A 17,860-nucleotide genomic window follows, 5' to 3' on the forward strand; every position below is an offset into this window, starting at 1 on the left:
TAATAACCTCATTTTTTGGTAAATAAGATGTATAATTAATGCCTGCTTATAAACTTATGATTTATCAGTTTTCAGTACCTCAAATCTGAATTAGGAGGCTACTAAAATATATTTTTTTTCAAGATTGACTTGTTTTTATCTGATAAAAATAAGCTTTTTATTTAAAGCTAAATTTAAAAAAGTAGTTATTGACAAATCTGTTATTCTTGCCTTTAGGCTCAGATTTTATAACACACATAAATTTAAAAAAATCAGCTTTTTTATATACTGCTATTGACCTATTTTTTTGTTGTATTCCATGACTTTAGCAATATTTTATGAAATTAGTATAGCATGAGAAGACTATTTAGTGATAAAATCAGAGTTAAGCTAAAAAATCAGGTCTCAAGCATCCTGTTTTTAGGGCATTAAAAAAGTAAATTTCAGTATTTCAACCCTCTAGGTTAAGCCAGAGGTAATGAGAACTGATAACTGATAACTGAAAAAGAGTTAAGCTAAAAAATCAGGTCTCAAGCATCCTGTTTTTAGGGCATTAAAAAAGTAAACTTCAATATTTCAACCCTCTAGGTTAAGCCAGAGGTAATGAGAACTGATAACTGATAACGGAAAAAGAGTTAAGCCAAAAAATCAGGTCTCAAGCATCCCCTTTTAAGGGAATAAAAAAAGTAAATTTCAGTATTTCAAGCCTCTCAATTCAACCAGAGGTACTGATAACTGATGTAGTGACACAACGCGCGTTGTGTCACTACTAACTGATAACTGAAAAAGTAATAGTTTTGTGTATAATTTTTACTGGCTAAATCAACTTCAATCATCAGACTGGAAGACAGTGGGAGAAAAAGCTTTTTATTTAGCTAACCTCATGGATAAAGGTTATCCAATTAATCCTGGTTTTGTCATTCCAGCAAATAGCTTTTGGCAATTTTTGCAACATATTGATTGGTCAGATCCTTTATTAGCTGATTTCCCTCATTCTTCTTTACATTTTAATATTAATGACTATCAACAATTACAACAAATTTCTCAATCAATCAACTATTATATCCTTGATACTGACTTACCATTCGAGTTAGTCTCATCTTTGGAATCTGCAATTAATAATTTTAATGCTGAAGTATTAATTTTTCAGCCTTATTTAGCTTCTCCTAATTTCGAAACTTTTGGGATATTAGAACCAATAATTTGTGAAGCTATATCGGTAGAATTTCTCCAAGGAATTAAACAAGTATGGTCAGAAATATTTAAAGCTAAAAGTTTATTCTATTGGCATAGCCACCAAATTGATATTCAACAACTTCAACCAGTAGTTTTAGTACAACCTTTACAGTCGGCGATCGCTTCAGGAACTATTCAAATCTTTGCAGATAGTTGGGAAATTCAAGTAACTTATGGTTTAGGAATATCTATTGAGCTGGGGCAAATTATCCCCGACTCTTATCTAATTTCTCCTGAAAATTGCACTATACAAGACAAAAAATTAGGTAATAAAATCATAGCTTATAATCTTGATACAACTATTACAAAAGTCAGCTATACCAATACATGGCAAGAAGTTTATCATACTCAAATGCCTATTCCCGATACCTTACCAGCACTGCAAGCTTTTTTATTGCCAGAAGATGTACAAAAAGAATTTGCTTTACCAGATAAACACCTACAATTATTAATTGAATTAACTCAGAAAATAACAAAGAATTTACCGACTAATTTTTGTTTTAAATGGAGTTTATTTAAAAGTGACAGTGACGCTGAACCTCAACTATTAATTACCGATTTTAAGAAGCTACCAAAAGACTATCAAAATTTAGAAAAGTTACCTAGTTCGACAACAGAAGAAAAACAATCTATAGGACTTACGCAGAAATATGATTTATCCACAAAATTTCCTGATATGAAAAACAATAATCAGGGCAAGAAACCCGGTTTTTTGTTTGAATCTATTGAAAATATTGATGTTCCTATCATTAAAGGTATAGCAGCATCAGCAGGAAAAGTAACAGCTAAAGCTGTAGTTATTCAGGGTTTAACTCCACAATTAGAAGAATTTCCTGAAGGAGCAATTTTAGTTGTATCGGCAATTATTTCTAGTTATTTGCCATTACTAAAAAATGCTTCTGGAATTATTTCTGAACAAGGTGGTATTACAAGTCATGCTGCAATTTTAGCTAGAGAACTTGGGATTCCTGCTATTGTCGGAGCTACCAATTCTACTCAGATAATTGAAACAGGTAACTATTTATTAGTTAATGGCAATAATGGAGAAGTACATCTGGTGAAAGAACAGACAAATAATCCCAAAAAACCGGATATAGAAGTAACAGAAAATTCTCTTCATTCTCAAAACTTCTTTCCCATTGGTACTAAATTATTTGTGAATATTAGTCAAATTAATTCAATTAAAAAAGCTCAAGGTTTACCTATAGATGGAGTAGGATTATTACGCTCGGAATTAATGGCAATTGAACTGTTAGAAAATCATCATCCTTTATGGTGGATAAAACAAGGTCGTCAATCAGAATTAATAAATTTAATGGTGCAGCGTCTAACTCAATTTGCTGCTGCTTTTGCTCCTAAACCAGTTTTTTACCGTTCCCTTGATTTGGGGTTATTTAATTCTAGTTATCAAGAAAAAACTTTAACTGAAGAAATGGAACAATTACCGCTAAATTCTTCTAGCGATCGAGGTAATCAGTATAGTCAAAATATTCATCCTCAAAATCTAGGTCAAGAATTAAATTTTTCCCATCAAACTAATTCTGATCATCCCATCTTAGGACAACATGGCACATTTAGTTATATGTTAGAACCGAGTTTACTAGATTTAGAAATAAATATCTTATCTGAAGTACATAAATTAGGTTACAGTAACGTTCATTCAATCTTGCCGTTTGTACGCTCTGTAGAAGAATTTCAATTTTGTCGGAGTCGAATAGAAACAAAATGGCAGAATAAACCAAATCATTTTCAAATTTGGATTATGGCAGAAGTACCATCAGTTATATTCTTATTACCTGAATATGTAAAAGCAGGCGTACAAGGTATTGCTATTGGCACTAATGATTTAACTCAATTATTGTTAGGTGTAGACCGAGAAAAAGCAGAAATGAAAAATGTTTTTAATGCTCGTCATCCAGCAGTAATGAAAGCAATTCAGCAATTAATTTCTCAGGCTAAAATTGCTGGAATTCCTTGTTCTATTTGTGGAGATGCTCCTGCTTTATACCCAGAAATAATAGATGATTTAATTCGGTGGGGTATTACTTCCATTTCTGTTAATGTGAATGCTGTTGAACAGACTTATCAAGCGATCGCTCGTGCCGAACAACGTTTGATATTAGAAGTAGCTCGTAGTGGAGTGGGGAAGCAGGAATAAAGTATTAGTAGGTTGGGTTGAGGTAACGAAACCCAACATCAACTATGGTCGAATAAAAGTTTCATTTTGGTACTATTAAAGTTTGTTTTTTCCGTTCAGCAGCATAGCTTATACAAGCCAAAATATCCTGCGCGTGTTAAATAGGGGAAATCTTCTAATAATTCTTCATAAGTCATTCCCGCAGCTAGATAAGAAAGTACATCATAAACAGTTATTATCATACCTCGAATACAAGGTTTACCACTGCGTTTTCCTGGTTCAATAGTAATAATATTTTATTCTAACATGACATATTTATTTGACAGATTAGGATAATTTTATTTTACACAAATTCAAGGATTTTCTAACTATTTTAATTTCTCAGGACTTACGCAGTACCGCTATATATGGTGTATATATCCAGAATAATCAGGACTTACGCTTCCCCGCTATATATGGCGTATTGTTTGGTCAATATTCCCAATATCCCCACTATAATTAGTGCCCTTGCGTAAGTCCTGATAATGCTAGATATTCCCACTACAATTAGTACAGTTGCGTAAGTCCTGTTTCTCTTTTTCTTGAGGGTGATTCCTTCAAAGCGATCGCTCGTGCTGAACAACGTTTGATTTTAGAAGCAGCTCAACTCAATAATGGATAATGGATAATTGATAATGGATAATGAAAACTACAACAGTATTAGTAGGTTGGGTTTCGTTACCTCAACCCAACATCAAATGAAGCAGCTCGTATGAGAGTGGGGGAATCGGGGAGTTGGGGAGCTAGGGAGTAATTTTTTTGCTCTTGTTTGCCCAAAATGTTAACTTTTGAGCAAGGATTTACAGGTAAAGGTTTTAGCCTTTTTAGGTCGAAAAAAACCAACTTTTCCGTCTAAAAAGCTCAAAATCCTCACTTTTTGAGCAGACAAAATTTGATTTTTCCACCCTTCCCACCCTTCCCACACTTCCCACACCTCCCACACTTCCCACACCCCCCACACTCCCCACACTCCCCTACTCTCCACTCCCTATTGCCTCCCCTTCCCCGCGAGGATCTGCCGCTCCTTCCAACATCCCACTCTCATCCACCACAACTATATTTGCATTACCCCAACCACGTCGCATTACCACATCATGTCCGCGCCGTTTCAACTCATTCACAGTTGCCTCACTAAACCCCCCTGTTTCCAACCTCAACTTATCTGGCAACCATTGATGATGAAAACGTGGAGCAGATACAGCTTCCGCAGCATTCATTTTATATTCCAACACATTCAAGACAACCTGCAAAACCGTCGTAATAATTGTACTTCCCCCAGGAGAACCAGTCGCCATAATTAACCTGCCATTCTCTGTCACAATAGTAGGAGTCATACTAGACAAAGGAGTTTTTCTCGGAGCTATAGCATTCGCCTCACCCCCCACCAAACCATACAAATTTGGCACCCCAGGAGCAGCAGCAAAATCATCCATCTCATTATTTAACAATATTCCTGTACCAGCAGCTACCACTCCAGCACCAAAACTACCATTAATCGTATACGTCATACTAATAACATTCCGCTCTTTATCCACTACAGTCAAATGAGTAGTATCAGGAGACTCCAAAACATTACTCCTCAGAACTTCCGGTGATGCTGGTTCTACTTCACTCGAACGTCTGACTTTTTCAAGATTAATTTCCTCACGTCGTTTTTGCGCATAACTCAAGCTAGTCAACTCCTTGACTGGCACCTCCACAAAATCTGGGTCTCCCAAATATTTAGAGCGATCGGCATAAGCAACCCGCATTGCCTCAGTCAGTAAATGAATAGTATCAGGATTTTCCCTCCCCCACTGTTGCAAGTTAGTCTCTCCCACAATATTTAATATTTGCAGTAGATGTACCCCTCCAGAAGATGGGGGTGGCATCGCACAAACCTTTGCTTCCCGAAACTTGCCACAAATAGGTTCACGCCATATTGGTTTATAATCTTTCAAATCTTCTAAAGTAATTAGACCTCCTGCTTTAGCCATATCAGTAGCGATCGCTTCAGCAATTTTACCCGTATAAAAGCTTTGAGGATTTTCAGCAATGATTTCTAAAGTTTGAGCTTTATCCGTTTGAATCAACAGATCGCCCGGTTGATATGCTTGGCCATTCTTAGTAAATATATCCCTAGCTGCCGGATTTTTATTAATTACCTCCAACCGTCTTTCTAACCTAGAAACGAAGCGATCGCTCACCTCAAACCCATCACGAGCATAACGAATAGATGGCTGTAGCAATTCTGACCATGGCAACTTGCCATAGGATTTGTGAACAGTATACAATCCTGCCACAGTTCCCGGCACCCCCACTGCTAAATGTCCATCTAAACTTGCTCTTTTCTCTACTTCTCCCTGTTCATTAAGGTACATATTTCGGGTTGCTGCTTTAGGCGCTCTTTCCCGAAAATCTAGCGATCGAATTTTATACTGTTGAGTCTCAGAACTTTCTGGAGGAGTTCCCAATAACAAAAAACCTCCCCCTCCAATACCCGCCGAAAATGCTTCTACTACTGAAATGGCAAAAGCAGTAGCAACCGCTGCGTCTACGGCATTGCCCCCTTTTTCTAGCATTAACTTTCCTGCTTCACTAGCTAGGGGATGAGCAGAAACTACTATACCTTCCTTACTCCGTTTTAATTCTGCTAGAGGTAGAGATTTTGGAGAGTTGGGAGTACAACCAAACAGAAATAGGGAAACAGCTACACAACTAAATATTAGTATTTGGCTTTTAGTCTTAGGGAATTGAATCTGAGGCATTTAGCAACTACTGAGATTAACTTTGATATTTTTAACTTCCTTAAATTTATCAAAATTAATCAATTCAAAATTCCAGATAATTACTGGGAGTAAGTAAGCGCCAGGATAACAATTCAAAATTCAAAATTATTAATTCAAAATTATCTTTTCCTCATGCCTGCATTTTGCATTTTTAATTTTGAATTCAAAAAATGGTCATGGAACCTCGCCTTTTCAACTAACCCTTGTTCCTTACTCCCTGCTCCCTACTCCCAAAAAATTGAAAAATAGATTACAAATATTTCTGAGATAAATTATTGGCCTATAAACCATTTAATTTATCAAAATTACAAATTTGTCTTAAAATTTTATTAATGACTATTACAACTTTATTGACATACTCCCGACGTTGCCCTTCTATTCCCCCCTTTCAAAGGGGGGTTAGGGGGGATGGAAAAATAGGGATTCTTCAGTCTGGGAAACCCTGACCGCTGCGCATGACAGAGGTGATGTCCTCCCCCTGTGTTGACATTGATAATAACAAAATGCTCCTAGCTTGTGTCTTGGGCCTATGAACGTTTAGCTTATGAAAGTATCCGAATCCTGGCCCTGGCTTTCATCCCGACGCTCCCCCTCCCCCCTTTCCAAGGGGGGTTAGGGGGGATGGAGAGCGCGGGACTTCCCGCCAGGAAAGTTAAAAACGAATACTGTTCTAGATTTTTGTAATTAGGGCTTGCTGATTCAATCTAAAAGCATTGATCTATAAAAGCTTTCGCCTGTGGGTTTGGGAAAAAAGTGCAAGCAAAGTGCTAACTATAGCTTAAAATGTGAGGATTTTGACCAGACAAGAGAAGAAAAATTAAGGGACTTTAATATCCGACTACATCCTCTGTAATTATCCTGTCTCCTGTCTCCTGTTTCCTGTCTCCTGTCTCTAGTCTCTAGTCTCCTGAGGACTACCCTTCCCCATAAGACTTTTTCAGCAAGCCCTAATTAATTTAAGCTTTTTTTAAACACAAAACAATTTTTAAACTGTATTGAAAGTCCAATACTTTTGGATTACCACTAAATTTTGTAATTGTCAATAAAAAAACCTTTACCTTTATAGTTTTAAATAATTATGATGGAATGGCAAGAAAATTCTGGTAATTGGGTATTAATACCTTCTCACCCCAAAGCAGTCATACATTTTTTAGGTGGAGCATTTGTCGCAACTGCACCCCATATCACATATCGTTGGTTATTGGAGATTCTAGCAAATCAAGGCTATGCAGTAATAGCTACTCCTTTTATTAATACTTTAGATCATTTAGTAATGGCTAAAAATGTTCTCAGCACTTTTGAGAATTGTCTTAATAATTTATATGCTAGTCGAATGCTCAGAAAAAAATCTTTACCCATATATGGAATTGGGCATAGTATGGGATCTAAGTTACATTTACTTATCGGTAGTTTATTTTCCATAAAAAGGGCTGGCAATATTCTTATATCTTTCAATAACTTTGCAGCTCGTGATGCCATCCCCCTAGTCGAACAAATATCTCCTGTAGTGAAAGTAGAGTTTACTCCTTCGCCACAAATGACAAACCGCCTGATTCAAAAGCGTTATCGAATTCCACGGAATTTATTGATTAAATTTAATGATGATAATTTAGACCAAACTCTTCGTTTGAGCGATATATTACGACTAAATTTTCCCAGTATGGTAACAGTTCAGAAATTAAACGGAAACCATTTAACACCCTTAGGTCAAGATTTAAGTTGGTCTGTAGGACAAGTATATACACCTGTAGATGCCCTAGCTCAATGGCTGAAACAAGAGATTTATCGGGACTTAAATCAACTTAAACGTGAAATCCTACTTTGGCTGAATCCTCTAGCAAAAATATCATAACTTTATCCCGATCAATTCCAGATTTAGGTATTACCATCAGAAGTATTATTTTCTTCTTGGGTAGGTGGCCAATATTTTTTGACAATTAACAAACAATTACGATGATCAGATGTACGGGTATAACTAATATTGTCTGCGATCGCATACATTAATTTTATACCCCATCCACCACCAGCCCAGATATCTGTTTGAGTGGGTTGCTGTTTTAGCCATTCAAGCAATTCAAAAGGTTGACCATAATCCCAAATTGTAATTTCCACTTGTTCAGTATAGATTTGAACTTCAATATCTATAGGTGTTTCTCTAGGTAAATATTTATGGGCATGGCGGACAACATTAGTAAAACCCTCAACTAAAGCTAGCTCACACTCTAACCAAACTTTTTTGGGAATTGGTGTTTGGTGCAACTGCTCAAACCAAGATAAAACCTTGTCGTTTTCTTCCAGGTCTGAAAAAACCTGTAAATCAGCTTGCTCAAACTTTGGTAATTTATCAGAATCTTTTACTTTAGTCACACTTCGCATCTTAAGTAATTGACATACTCCCGACGTTGCCCTTACGGGAATTATAGGGATTCTTCAGTCTGGGAAACCCTGACCGCTGTTTAGACAGAGGTGATGTCCTCCCCCTGTTTTGACATTGATAATAACAAAATGCTCCTAAAAGTGTCAAGGGCATATAAACGTTTAGCTTATGAAGGTATCCGAATCCAGGCCCAGGCTTTCATCCCGACGCTCCCCTCCCCCCTTCCAAAGGGGGGTTAGGGGGGATGGAGAGCGCGGGACTTCCCGCCAGGAAAGTTAAATAATATTTCACATACTATGATTTTAGAGTATCTGTCGATTACAAGTATAAAAATTTCTTAACCAAACCTAAAGATACAATATTATAACCTTACACTGACAAAATTCAGATTTTATCAAAATTAAAGTTGTCATTTTCAGTTTTGGGATATAACCAATAATGTTTAGTAATAAACAAACAGTTACGATTATCAGATGTATGGGTATAACTAATATTGTCTGCTATTGCACACATTATTCTTATACCCCGTCCACCAGGATCAAACATATCTGGCTCTGGTTGTACTTTTAACCATTCCTTCAAGTCAAAAGGCTGACCATAATCCCAAATTCTAATTTCCAGGTAGTCAGTATACATTGTAACTTCAATATCTATAGGTGTTTCTCTAGGCAAATATTTATGGGCATGGCGAGTTGCATTAGTAAAACCTTCAGCCACAGCCAATTCACATTGTATCCAAACTGTTTTTGGAATTGGTGCTTGATGCAAATGCTCAAACCATGCCAAAACTTTGTCATTTTCTCCCAAGTCTGAATGAACTTGCAAATCAGCTTTGCGAAACTTTGGTAATTGATCGGAACCTTTCACGTTAGTCACACTTCGCTTCTTAAGTAATTTAGATAATAATTCTTTCATTTATATTTTAACTCCCCCGGCGGGAAGTCCCGCGCTCTCCAGTTGGCGGAGCCTAGCGGCAGCTATTAGGGGAGCGGAGGGATGGAAAAGCCGGGCGTTATCTGTGTGGTTTATCCTGATTTCCTAAGCTATTGACAATTATATATATATAGTCATTATTATATTATAATAACAGGTATATAAAAATAAGGTCAATTCTCTATGCTATTGAAATACAAGGTCCTTGCTAAAGCCCCATAAAATTAAAACAGTTATTATTGTCAATTGGTTAGAATTAGCTAGAAAACAATATAATTACCGTTTAGCTGAAAGGCTGAATTGGTTCGAAGCAACCCGCACACTACTTAACGCTTGTCCTCTTAATGTTTCAGTAGTAGGGACGTTGCATAACAAAAATGCGTTTTCCGTTCCGGAATGCTCCGCAAACATGTCGCGCAGCGTTAACGAACTTGTGCTTTAGCTAAACATCCGTACAACGGATTTATCACGCATCTTCCCGAATTTAGAACACAAACACGTGACGGCAGGAAAAAGGACAGCAATGATAATCCGATAACCAAGAAAGGAGATAAGCATCCGAATATAATTAACGGATATGTTGTTTGGGAAACTGTTCAATTAGCAGACTTAGCACAAACTAAAAAACTTTTCCCTGAGTACAAGTCTATCCATTCCCAAGTTTTCCAAGATGTTATCCAACGTGTACAAACAACAATGGATAATTTGTGCCTTGCCTGACAAAAATGGTAAAACAAGTGGTAGACCTAAATTCAAAGGAAAACGCTATTATAATTCGTTCAGTTATCCTCAGTTATCAAATACCAATATTGTCAAAAATGCTAACGGTCGTTATTGTGTGAATCTACCAAAAATTGGTTTAGTCCCCTTTGTCTACAATCGCCCAATACCGATAGGTTTCAAGGTTAAGGCAGGTACAGTAATCCGCTTCGCGGATGGCTGGTATCTTAGCTTCACAATAGAAGATCAAGACGTCCGTGTAGAGGTTGCAGAAATTCAACCCACCGAAGATAACTCATGCATGTACTGACTTGGGATTATTATATTATGCTGTTACCAGTGATGGTGAGTTTATAGAAGTACCATTATTTTTGAGGCTCTGTGAACATCGCTTGTCTAAACTACAAGTAAGATTGGCCAAAAAGTCCAAGAATTCTAAGGCTTGGAAAATTCTCAAAAGGTAAGATCGCCAAACTACATCAACTAATAGCTAGACAGCGTTTAGACTGGCAATTCAAACTTGCTTATCATCTGTTTTCAGACGTAAGTATAATATTCTAGGAAGACTTACAGATAGGAAACTTAGTTGGGCGCTGCAAAGCTAAGTTAGGCAGTAACGGTCAGTTTTTACCCAACGGTCAATCAGCAAAATCAGGATTGAATAAGTCTTTGCAAGATGCAGCTACTGTCAATTTCTTGATTCTTAAAGTATGTTGCCTGGAAGCTTGGTAAAAAAATCATCAAAGTAAACCCAAAAGGCACATCTCAATATTGCTGGGAATGCTTAAATAAAGTCTCTAAAAGCTTATCAGAGCGTTTCGCTGCCCGACATGAAAGGCATTCATGTCCCAGATGTGGACAAGAATTAGATAGAGATTATAACTCAGCACTCCTAATACAAAAAATAGGATTGTTGTCAATACAGGAGGAGGACATCACTTCTGTTAAAACTGCAGTCAGAGCTGATCTGACTGAAGAATCCCGCGCTCTCCATCCCCCCTAACCCCCCGATGATGCGCTATCCCTGATCAGGAACTCCTGAAACCCTTGTGGGAGGGTGGGGAAGATGGGGAGGAGGGGGAGGAGGGGGAGGAAGAATTCTGTCTACAGTTATCAAAAAAAATGTATTTTTAAACACATTTTTCTCCCAAAAAAAGCCTTTGAGGAGCTTGCGCATAACTTGTCTATGTTGTCAAGTTTTATGAAAAGAGAAAGATGTTTATAAAGCATAGCTTGGAAATGGGGGAGGGGAGCGTCGGGAGTATGTCAAGTTATATTATCAAAATAATTGGGTCTCGCAACCCCACCTTGATCGGCAAAATGTTTTTGGAGGGTTACTCGCGTATCCCCGTTACAAAAACAACTTCTGAATTCTGACTTCTGACTTCGTTAAGGAGTATCTGTCTAAAATTCATGTAAATAAAAATGACAAACTTTTGGTGGTCTACTCACTTTTATGTCGGCTTTAGCTGAAATGGTGAATTGTTTAACTAAGTCCATGATATATAAAATTTTGGTGATTGATGATGATACTGCCATTCAAGAATTGCTCAAAAGGGTTCTGCGGAAACAGGGTTATGAGGTGACAGTAGCAAGTAACGGTGAAGAAGGTTTTGAACAGGCCAAGATCCTACAACCTGCTTTGATTATCTGTGACTGGATTATGCCACGACTCACGGGAATAGAAGTATGCCGTAGGGTTAAAGCTAGTTCTGAGTTGTCTACTACTTTCTTCATTCTCTTAACTTCTTTAGGAACAACTAAAGATCGAGTCGAAGGTCTGGATGGTGGTGCTGATGACTTTATTTCTAAACCCATAGAAATGAATGAACTGAAGGCTAGAGTTAGAGCTGGACTGCGACTACATCAGCTTTCTCAAGACTTACAGACTCAAAAGCAACTAATAGAAGCAGAATTAGCTGAAGCTGCTGACTATGTACGTTCCCTCCTACCAGAACCTTTAACTAAACCAGTAAAAATTGAATCAGAGTTTATTCCTTCTCGCAAGTTAGGGGGAGACTGTTTTGATTATTATTGGTTAGATGAAAATTACTTAGCTGTATATTTACTTGATGTAGCTGGCCATGGTTTACGGGCAGCACTTCCTTCAGTTTCAGTTTTAAATTTGTTAAGGTCAAAGGCCATACCTAATTTAGATTACCATCAACCTAGTGATGTACTTAGAGCTTTAAATAACACTTACCAGATAACCTACCAAAATGATAAATATTTTACTATTTGGTATGGCGTGTATAATTTTTCCCAAGATGAACTGGTTTATGCAAGTGCTGGTCATCCTCCAGCTATTTTAATCTCAGGTGATGGTCAGCAAACTCAGGCGAATAAATTGAAAACTCCAGGAATGCCTATTGGTATGTTTCCAGAAGCTACTTATGTAGACAATTCTTGTTTAGTAGAAAAGTCTAGCTCCCTTTATATATTTAGTGATGGTGTCTACGAAATTTCTTTATCTGAGGAAGAAATCTGGGGAATAGATAATTTTATTAATATAATTTTAGAATATCATAGATATGGTTCTTGCGATCTAAACAAAATATTAGACTATGTGCGAGAGTTAAATTGTAGTGATGTATTTAGTGATGATTTTTCTTTGTTAAAAGTTGTCTTTGGTTAGGCTATTTATGTATCCTGAATTTATATAGTATTTTCAAATGAGATGTAAATCTATATTGAGTTTTTTTCTAATAAAAAAATGCTGTATTAAGTAGAAATTATCTTGTGTTTTTGACAATTAAATACTGTTTTTTATCCTTGCCTATTGCAAGAGTGCTTATTGCCTATTCGCTTTTTCAGAGGACTCAGTTTCCGTATCTCAAATAAAAACGCTATATCATCTCTGCTTGAATACTTTGGTGGCAGGAAGGAAGAAGGCAGGAGGCAGGAGAATTGCTTCCCATTATGACTTAGATTGTATAAACGCTCCAATGCTACCGGACATGATATAATTTAACCCTTAATCCTTAAATCAAATACAAAATAAAAAAGTTAAGCCTAAATAGATTAAACATTAGTCTGTCTAATTTTAATTATATATAGCAATTTTCATACTGGTGAGATATAGAATTCGTTTGTTTTAGGGATTATATAGTTTTTTTTATTATATATTCCCTCTTTTTTCAAAATAAAATATAGAAATTATTGAAGTTAGAATATCATAGGCTTCAGATAACTATAAGTTTACTTACAAAGTTTTTATTTAATTTTTTTCTGAGTATCCATCAGATAGTTAATATCATCTCAAATCAAAAATTTATTCCTACCCAATTTTTTTTTTAATGCAGCCCTTTTTAGTCATAAAATATTTCAGGTTTTGTTTTAATTAACCAAGAATTTATATAGCAATCCTAGATGATTTGTAATAAATCAAAAAATGGATAAAAATTCCTAACTTCCCCTCTGTTACCTATTAAATTTTGCCTTTTGCCTTAAAACAACAAACATTTTTGACACAACTCAAATAGGATTGTCATAGATGAAGATTGAATCTATTAGTTACCGAATAATTAATAATTAATAATTAAATAATTCACCTTTAAAGCCTCCCCAATAAACAGGGAAAAAGCGGTAGAGGGATGCCGAATTCTCCCGCTCTTGCAGAGCCACTCTGCAATTTAAGTCGCTCCACATTTTTCATGTCGCTCTGTCGCCGATATGAAAACCGGAGCTTTGGGCTAGCAAAACTTCGTTTTGCGTTAGCTAAACGCCATATCCAATCTACGAAGAGAAAATAAATTTTTTCCTTTTAGTGAATCCTCTCCCTAAAAGGGAGAAATAATTATTAATTATCCATTATTAATTATCCATTAATGAAATACTTTCTAAAATCTAAGATACTGATTGATAAATTTTAGGATTTGCTTTGAGCTTGAAGATTTGTATTAGATTTAATAGTGACTTTTTCAAACTCTTCTTTGTTAGGAAATATTTCAAAAACTCGATCCATACTTGTTAGTTCAAACAGAATTTTAATTTGCTCATTAATAGAACATACAACCAATTGACATCCAGCAGCACGAACAGTTTTAAGTGCTAAAACTAAAGCACCTAAACCAGAGCTGTCCATAAAACTTACTGCTTTAAAATCTATCAAAACAATATCAGCTCCAGCATCAACTTGTTCACTAATTTCTTGACGAAATGCAGTAGCTTTAGTACCGTCTAAAATACCAGAAGGTTCAATATATTTAACAGTGGTCATATTTTCTAGAAGCTATAATTCTAAATATTAGGAAATCTAGTCTAGTATAGCTTATTACTGAAATTAACTCCAAATATGTCCAAATAGATTCCTCAGTTTGAAGAACAGACAATTGACATCCTTAACCATAGGGAATTCAAAAAGTTAGGATTTTAGGTTGGCAAGGGCCTAAAAATCACCAGAGAATATTTAGGGAGAGGATGGGGAGGATGGGGAGGATGGGGAGGATGGGGAGGATGGGGAGGATGGGGAGGAGCAAGCTGTATGAATAAAAGCGGACTTTTCTGCCACACAGACCACACGGACCACACGGACCACACGGACCACACGGACCACACGGACCACACGGACCACACCTCCTCACCTCCTCACCCTCTCCTATTTTTTTCTCTGATGATAATAAATTGACCCTGGCCTCCAGGGAGGGATTAGGGATGGGTTGACTCCTGACTCCTGACTCCTGACTCCGACCCTCACCCATAAGACTTTTTCAGCAGACCCTAATTATTAATTATTGAAATTAAGCTTCAAATTGTGGGACTAACTTTGGCACGGAATAGCAGTTTATCCCCTTGCTTATAGCCAGTGTAACGAACTTTTACCATTTCTCCTTTCTGTACAGACCCCTCCATCAGTTGATGCAATTTGGGGTCAAAAGGAACTTCTGCTCCAACAGTAGCAATAGATTCTACATTCCACACTTCCATAAGTTTTTCTACTGGACGTAACAGAGGTAATATTTTGACAGCTGCTAAACGAGGGTTTTGTTTAACTTTTTGTACAACAGTGGGCCATTGTTGTAGCCAAGATTCTAAAATTTGTAAACTAGACTGCTGAAACTCTTGCATTAAAAATTGTTTTTGTTGCTCTAATTCTTTCTGGAGATTGTTATATTCTTGTTCTAGTGCTGAGGTGGAAGTTTCTGGTAATTTTCTGATAAGTTCAGGTGCAAAATTAGTCAATAGTTCTGTTAAAGTTATTCCTAATCCTTGACTAATTTTGAGTAAAATATCTACTCGCATTCGTGATGCTAGTCCACGTTGCAACCGCATAACCTGTAGCTCAGAAACTCCAGCTTTTTGACTTAATTCTTTCAAGCTGGAAATACTTCCTTGATCCATGAATTTTTTTAACAGAAGAGCATAATTTTTCATATCAGTTAAGTATTTTTTGAAGAAGCAATAAGGAAGAAATTCATTAATGGATAATTGATAATTGATAATTGATAATTACCTCTCCCTAAAAAGGAGAGGATTAGTTAAAAGGAAAAAATTTATTTCTCTTGGTTGATTGGATATGGCGCCGGTCACCTATCCATCCCATCCTAAGGGACTGAGACCCTTGCCAACCGCTTTTTTTCCCTTTATTGGGGAGGCTTTAAACCTGAATTATTTAATTATTTAATAGACATCTCCAAAAATTAAAAATAAAATCAATTATTATCCAGAAATTATGAATTGCTTCTCCCTATTGCCCATTGCCTATTTCCCATTCCCTCTTTTCAGGAGAAGTCTAATTGTTTAATTATTAATTATTTCGGAAATAGTATTAGCTAATGTATTGTTAATAATTTCTGTTATTTAGGAACGTTTTTTCTGGTAAATATATCCGAGATTTGTAAGTATGTTTCTTGAAATATTCCAGTTTCATTTTTACTTATTGATGACTTTTACTACTTTTACTAAAGGATAATCATGGAAAAATTAACTAGCTATAGCAATGAGATGTGAGAAAAAGCTGAGAGCTGAAAACTAACAGCTGAATGCTTACTTCAATTCTAATTACAAATGCGGGATTTTTCCCAAGATTGTTGAGAATTCCACACACCTAAATCTCTTTGTATAGCAGAATTTTGAGCATTTAAGTAAGTAGTTTTTGAATTAGGACAAGTATCATTTAGATGTTTACAGAAAAGAGAAGCTTTTCCTTCACTAACCAATTGTAAGTTAATAGAAGTATTATCTTTAAATACTTCTGCCACTATCCGTTGACGACTACTTTTTCCTGTGTCACTAACTAATACTATTGTACCTCTAGGAATTAATGTTTCAAGTCTATTTTTGGCGGCCTCAAAAAAAGGGCTATCTCCATAATCTGGTCCATCAATACAGGCAAGTTGTAGCCGACATAATTGTGAATTTCCTTCCCAAGGAATTCGACATTGTGACATGGTAACTTCTAAAGTATCTCCATCAATAATTCGAGAAATTCTTGCCTGTTGAGTAGCTAAAGACTGGGGAGTTTTTAATAGAGATAATATTATTAAAATTCCACAGGATATAATAGCTAAAATTAGACTGATTTTACGTGTTTTCATTTTTATTATAAAAAATATCTAAGGTAGTCGTGCAAAATTAATTTCCTATATAGCAATCCTCTAATATATTTGTGTATAAAAATCTTACCGCTTTTAGGGAACAGGGAACATTTAACTGGGAAAAGATAGGAATTTCGGCTTTTTTATCTACTTTTTGATTACCCACAACCTATTTAGGATTGCTATATAGCATTTTCATTTAAGATGCAGCAACACAGTCCTTTCATTAATGGATAATGGATAATTACCTCATAGATTTACATCTCATTTGAAAACGCTATATATTGCCTTTTAGCATTTAGCTATTAACAGTATAAGTAGATCAGTGTTAAAATTTGTGGGTATGTAACAAGATGTAAAGTTACCCTCAAGTCAACTTTAGCTTGGAGCTTCAAGTTAGTCTACAAAACTTAATTTACTTAAGCTTTCTCGTGCTTACCAGAAGCCCGAAGGGCTTAAGTAAGAAGTTATGAGTTATGAGTTATGAGTTAGGAGTTATGAGTTATGAGTTAGGAGTTATGATACCATTTCTCCATGAAGTTGCGCTTAATAAAAGATAACAGTTATTAGTAAAGTTAAGGTCTGGGTAATAATTATTAAGCGCATTGTTACAGAGAAATGGTATGAGTAAAATCAAGCCCGTTGATGTTGGTTTAAAGCCTCTTCATTCATAAAGAAAAATTATTGCGTATTCATCATTTTTTGAATCCTCTGACTTGACTGCGGAATGCGGAGCAAACAGGCAGAGGTATTACTTATTACTCCTTACTTATTACTCATTACTCCTTACTCATTACTCATTATTTATTACTCATTATTTATTACTTGTGAACTACTTAGCACTAAAAAAAAGAATGTTACAAACAAGAAGGTATATCTCAATCAGAGATGCTAAAAAATAGCTGCTCCAATTCATTTGAGACAGCTATCTAAATCATTTTTCCATTCTTTTTCAAAATTTATCCTTCTTTTCTAAATAACTAAAGCTTTCTTATTAGCAAATCCTCTTTTGCTCAGAAGAGGTAATTATTAATTGTTAATTATTAATTATTAATTATTGAAACTTGGTATAGCATTTCTCAGCAATCGTGAGGTACACCTATCTTTATTTTTTCCTATTCCCTATTCCCTATTC

12 protein-coding genes and 2 pseudogenes are annotated in these 17,860 nt (G+C 35.9%); 5 read left to right on the forward strand and 9 right to left on the reverse strand.

Features of this window, described 5'->3' with window-relative positions; genetic code table 11:
• The first annotated feature begins 778 nt into the window (after positions 1-778).
• On the forward strand, positions 779-3,373 hold the full coding sequence (locus F6K40_RS09835) for a putative PEP-binding protein (protein WP_293134818.1): 2,595 nt from the start codon (positions 779-781) through the stop codon (positions 3,371-3,373).
• Positions 3,374-3,434: 61 nt separating this feature from the next.
• Here F6K40_RS09835 and F6K40_RS09840 read toward each other — a convergent pair.
• The 3 genes and pseudogenes from F6K40_RS09840 to ggt all read right to left on the reverse strand — a co-directional run bounded on the left by F6K40_RS09840 (position 3,435) and on the right by ggt (position 6,138).
• Positions 3,435-3,645, reverse strand: a pseudogene (locus F6K40_RS09840) (DUF433 domain-containing protein).
• Between the two features lie 527 nt (positions 3,646-4,172).
• Positions 4,173-4,361 carry a hypothetical protein gene (locus tag F6K40_RS09845; RefSeq protein WP_293134821.1) on the reverse strand — a complete coding sequence of 63 codons (189 nt, stop codon included), beginning with the start codon at positions 4,359-4,361 and terminating at the stop codon, positions 4,173-4,175.
• A gap of 4 nt (positions 4,362-4,365) precedes the next feature.
• On the reverse strand, positions 4,366-6,138 hold the full coding sequence (gene ggt / locus F6K40_RS09850; protein ID WP_293134823.1) for a gamma-glutamyltransferase: 1,773 nt from the start codon (positions 6,136-6,138) through the stop codon (positions 4,366-4,368).
• A 1,102-nt stretch (positions 6,139-7,240) separates the two neighbouring features.
• Between ggt and F6K40_RS09855 the strand changes: the two genes are divergently transcribed.
• The gene (locus tag F6K40_RS09855; RefSeq protein ID WP_293134890.1) at positions 7,241-8,011 is read left to right on the forward strand and encodes a DUF1350 family protein; all 771 of its coding nucleotides are present in this window, start codon (positions 7,241-7,243) and stop codon (positions 8,009-8,011) included.
• A 23-nt stretch (positions 8,012-8,034) separates the two neighbouring features.
• Here F6K40_RS09855 and F6K40_RS09860 read toward each other — a convergent pair whose 3' ends face one another.
• Entirely contained in the window at positions 8,035-8,535 is a 501-nt protein-coding gene (locus tag F6K40_RS09860; protein ID WP_365670876.1) for an ATP-binding protein, read from the reverse strand.
• Between the two features lie 385 nt (positions 8,536-8,920).
• Positions 8,921-9,451: an ATP-binding protein gene (locus tag F6K40_RS09865; protein WP_293134827.1), complete on the reverse strand. Its 531-nt coding sequence runs from the start codon at positions 9,449-9,451 to the stop codon at positions 8,921-8,923.
• A gap of 688 nt (positions 9,452-10,139) precedes the next feature.
• Between F6K40_RS09865 and F6K40_RS09870 the strand changes: the two genes are divergently transcribed.
• The 3 genes and pseudogenes from F6K40_RS09870 to F6K40_RS09875 all read left to right on the forward strand — a co-directional run bounded on the left by F6K40_RS09870 (position 10,140) and on the right by F6K40_RS09875 (position 12,824).
• Positions 10,140-10,499: a hypothetical protein gene (locus F6K40_RS09870; RefSeq protein WP_293134829.1), complete on the forward strand. Its 360-nt coding sequence runs from the start codon at positions 10,140-10,142 to the stop codon at positions 10,497-10,499.
• A gap of 402 nt (positions 10,500-10,901) precedes the next feature.
• Positions 10,902-11,192: pseudogene (locus tag F6K40_RS40745) on the forward strand (zinc ribbon domain-containing protein); the annotation flags it as partial.
• Between the two features lie 498 nt (positions 11,193-11,690).
• Positions 11,691-12,824: a PP2C family protein-serine/threonine phosphatase gene (locus F6K40_RS09875; protein WP_293134893.1), complete on the forward strand. Its 1,134-nt coding sequence runs from the start codon at positions 11,691-11,693 to the stop codon at positions 12,822-12,824.
• Positions 12,825-14,057: 1,233 nt separating this feature from the next.
• Here the strand turns inward: F6K40_RS09875 and F6K40_RS09880 are convergent.
• From F6K40_RS09880 to F6K40_RS09895, 4 genes are all read right to left on the reverse strand, one after another.
• A complete protein-coding gene (locus F6K40_RS09880; RefSeq protein WP_293134831.1) occupies positions 14,058-14,408 on the reverse strand; it encodes an STAS domain-containing protein in 351 nt (116 codons plus the stop codon).
• 152 nt (positions 14,409-14,560) lie between these two features.
• Positions 14,561-14,764, reverse strand: coding sequence for a hypothetical protein (locus tag F6K40_RS09885; RefSeq protein WP_293134833.1), 204 nt, complete (start codon positions 14,762-14,764; stop codon positions 14,561-14,563).
• 171 nt (positions 14,765-14,935) lie between these two features.
• Positions 14,936-15,562: a nucleotide exchange factor GrpE gene (gene grpE, locus F6K40_RS09890; RefSeq protein ID WP_293134836.1), complete on the reverse strand. Its 627-nt coding sequence runs from the start codon at positions 15,560-15,562 to the stop codon at positions 14,936-14,938.
• Positions 15,563-16,185: 623 nt separating this feature from the next.
• Positions 16,186-16,725, reverse strand: coding sequence for a thermonuclease family protein (locus F6K40_RS09895; RefSeq protein ID WP_293134839.1), 540 nt, complete (start codon positions 16,723-16,725; stop codon positions 16,186-16,188).
• Between the last annotated feature and the right edge of the window lie 1,135 nt (positions 16,726-17,860).

This window comes from Okeania sp. SIO3I5 (assembly GCF_010672085.1).
GTDB lineage: Bacteria > Cyanobacteriota > Cyanobacteriia > Cyanobacteriales > Microcoleaceae > Trichodesmium.

Bases quoted from the DNA above. Each gene is read 5' to 3' on its own strand.
- F6K40_RS09865 (WP_293134827.1), bottom strand. From the start codon at position 9,451: ATGAAAGAATTATTATCTAAATTACTTAAGAAGCGAAGTGTGACTAAC.
- grpE (WP_293134836.1), bottom strand. From the start codon at position 15,562: ATGAAAAATTATGCTCTTCTGTTAAAAAAATTCATGGATCAAGGAAGT.
- F6K40_RS09870 (WP_293134829.1), top strand. From the start codon at position 10,140: ATGTTATCCAACGTGTACAAACAACAATGGATAATTTGTGCCTTGCCT.
- F6K40_RS09855 (WP_293134890.1), top strand. From the start codon at position 7,241: ATGGAATGGCAAGAAAATTCTGGTAATTGGGTATTAATACCTTCTCAC.
- F6K40_RS09860 (WP_365670876.1), bottom strand. From the start codon at position 8,535: ATGCGAAGTGTGACTAAAGTAAAAGATTCTGATAAATTACCAAAGTTT.
- ggt (WP_293134823.1), bottom strand. From the start codon at position 6,138: ATGCCTCAGATTCAATTCCCTAAGACTAAAAGCCAAATACTAATATTT.
- F6K40_RS09895 (WP_293134839.1), bottom strand. From the start codon at position 16,725: ATGAAAACACGTAAAATCAGTCTAATTTTAGCTATTATATCCTGTGGA.
- F6K40_RS09880 (WP_293134831.1), bottom strand. From the start codon at position 14,408: ATGACCACTGTTAAATATATTGAACCTTCTGGTATTTTAGACGGTACT.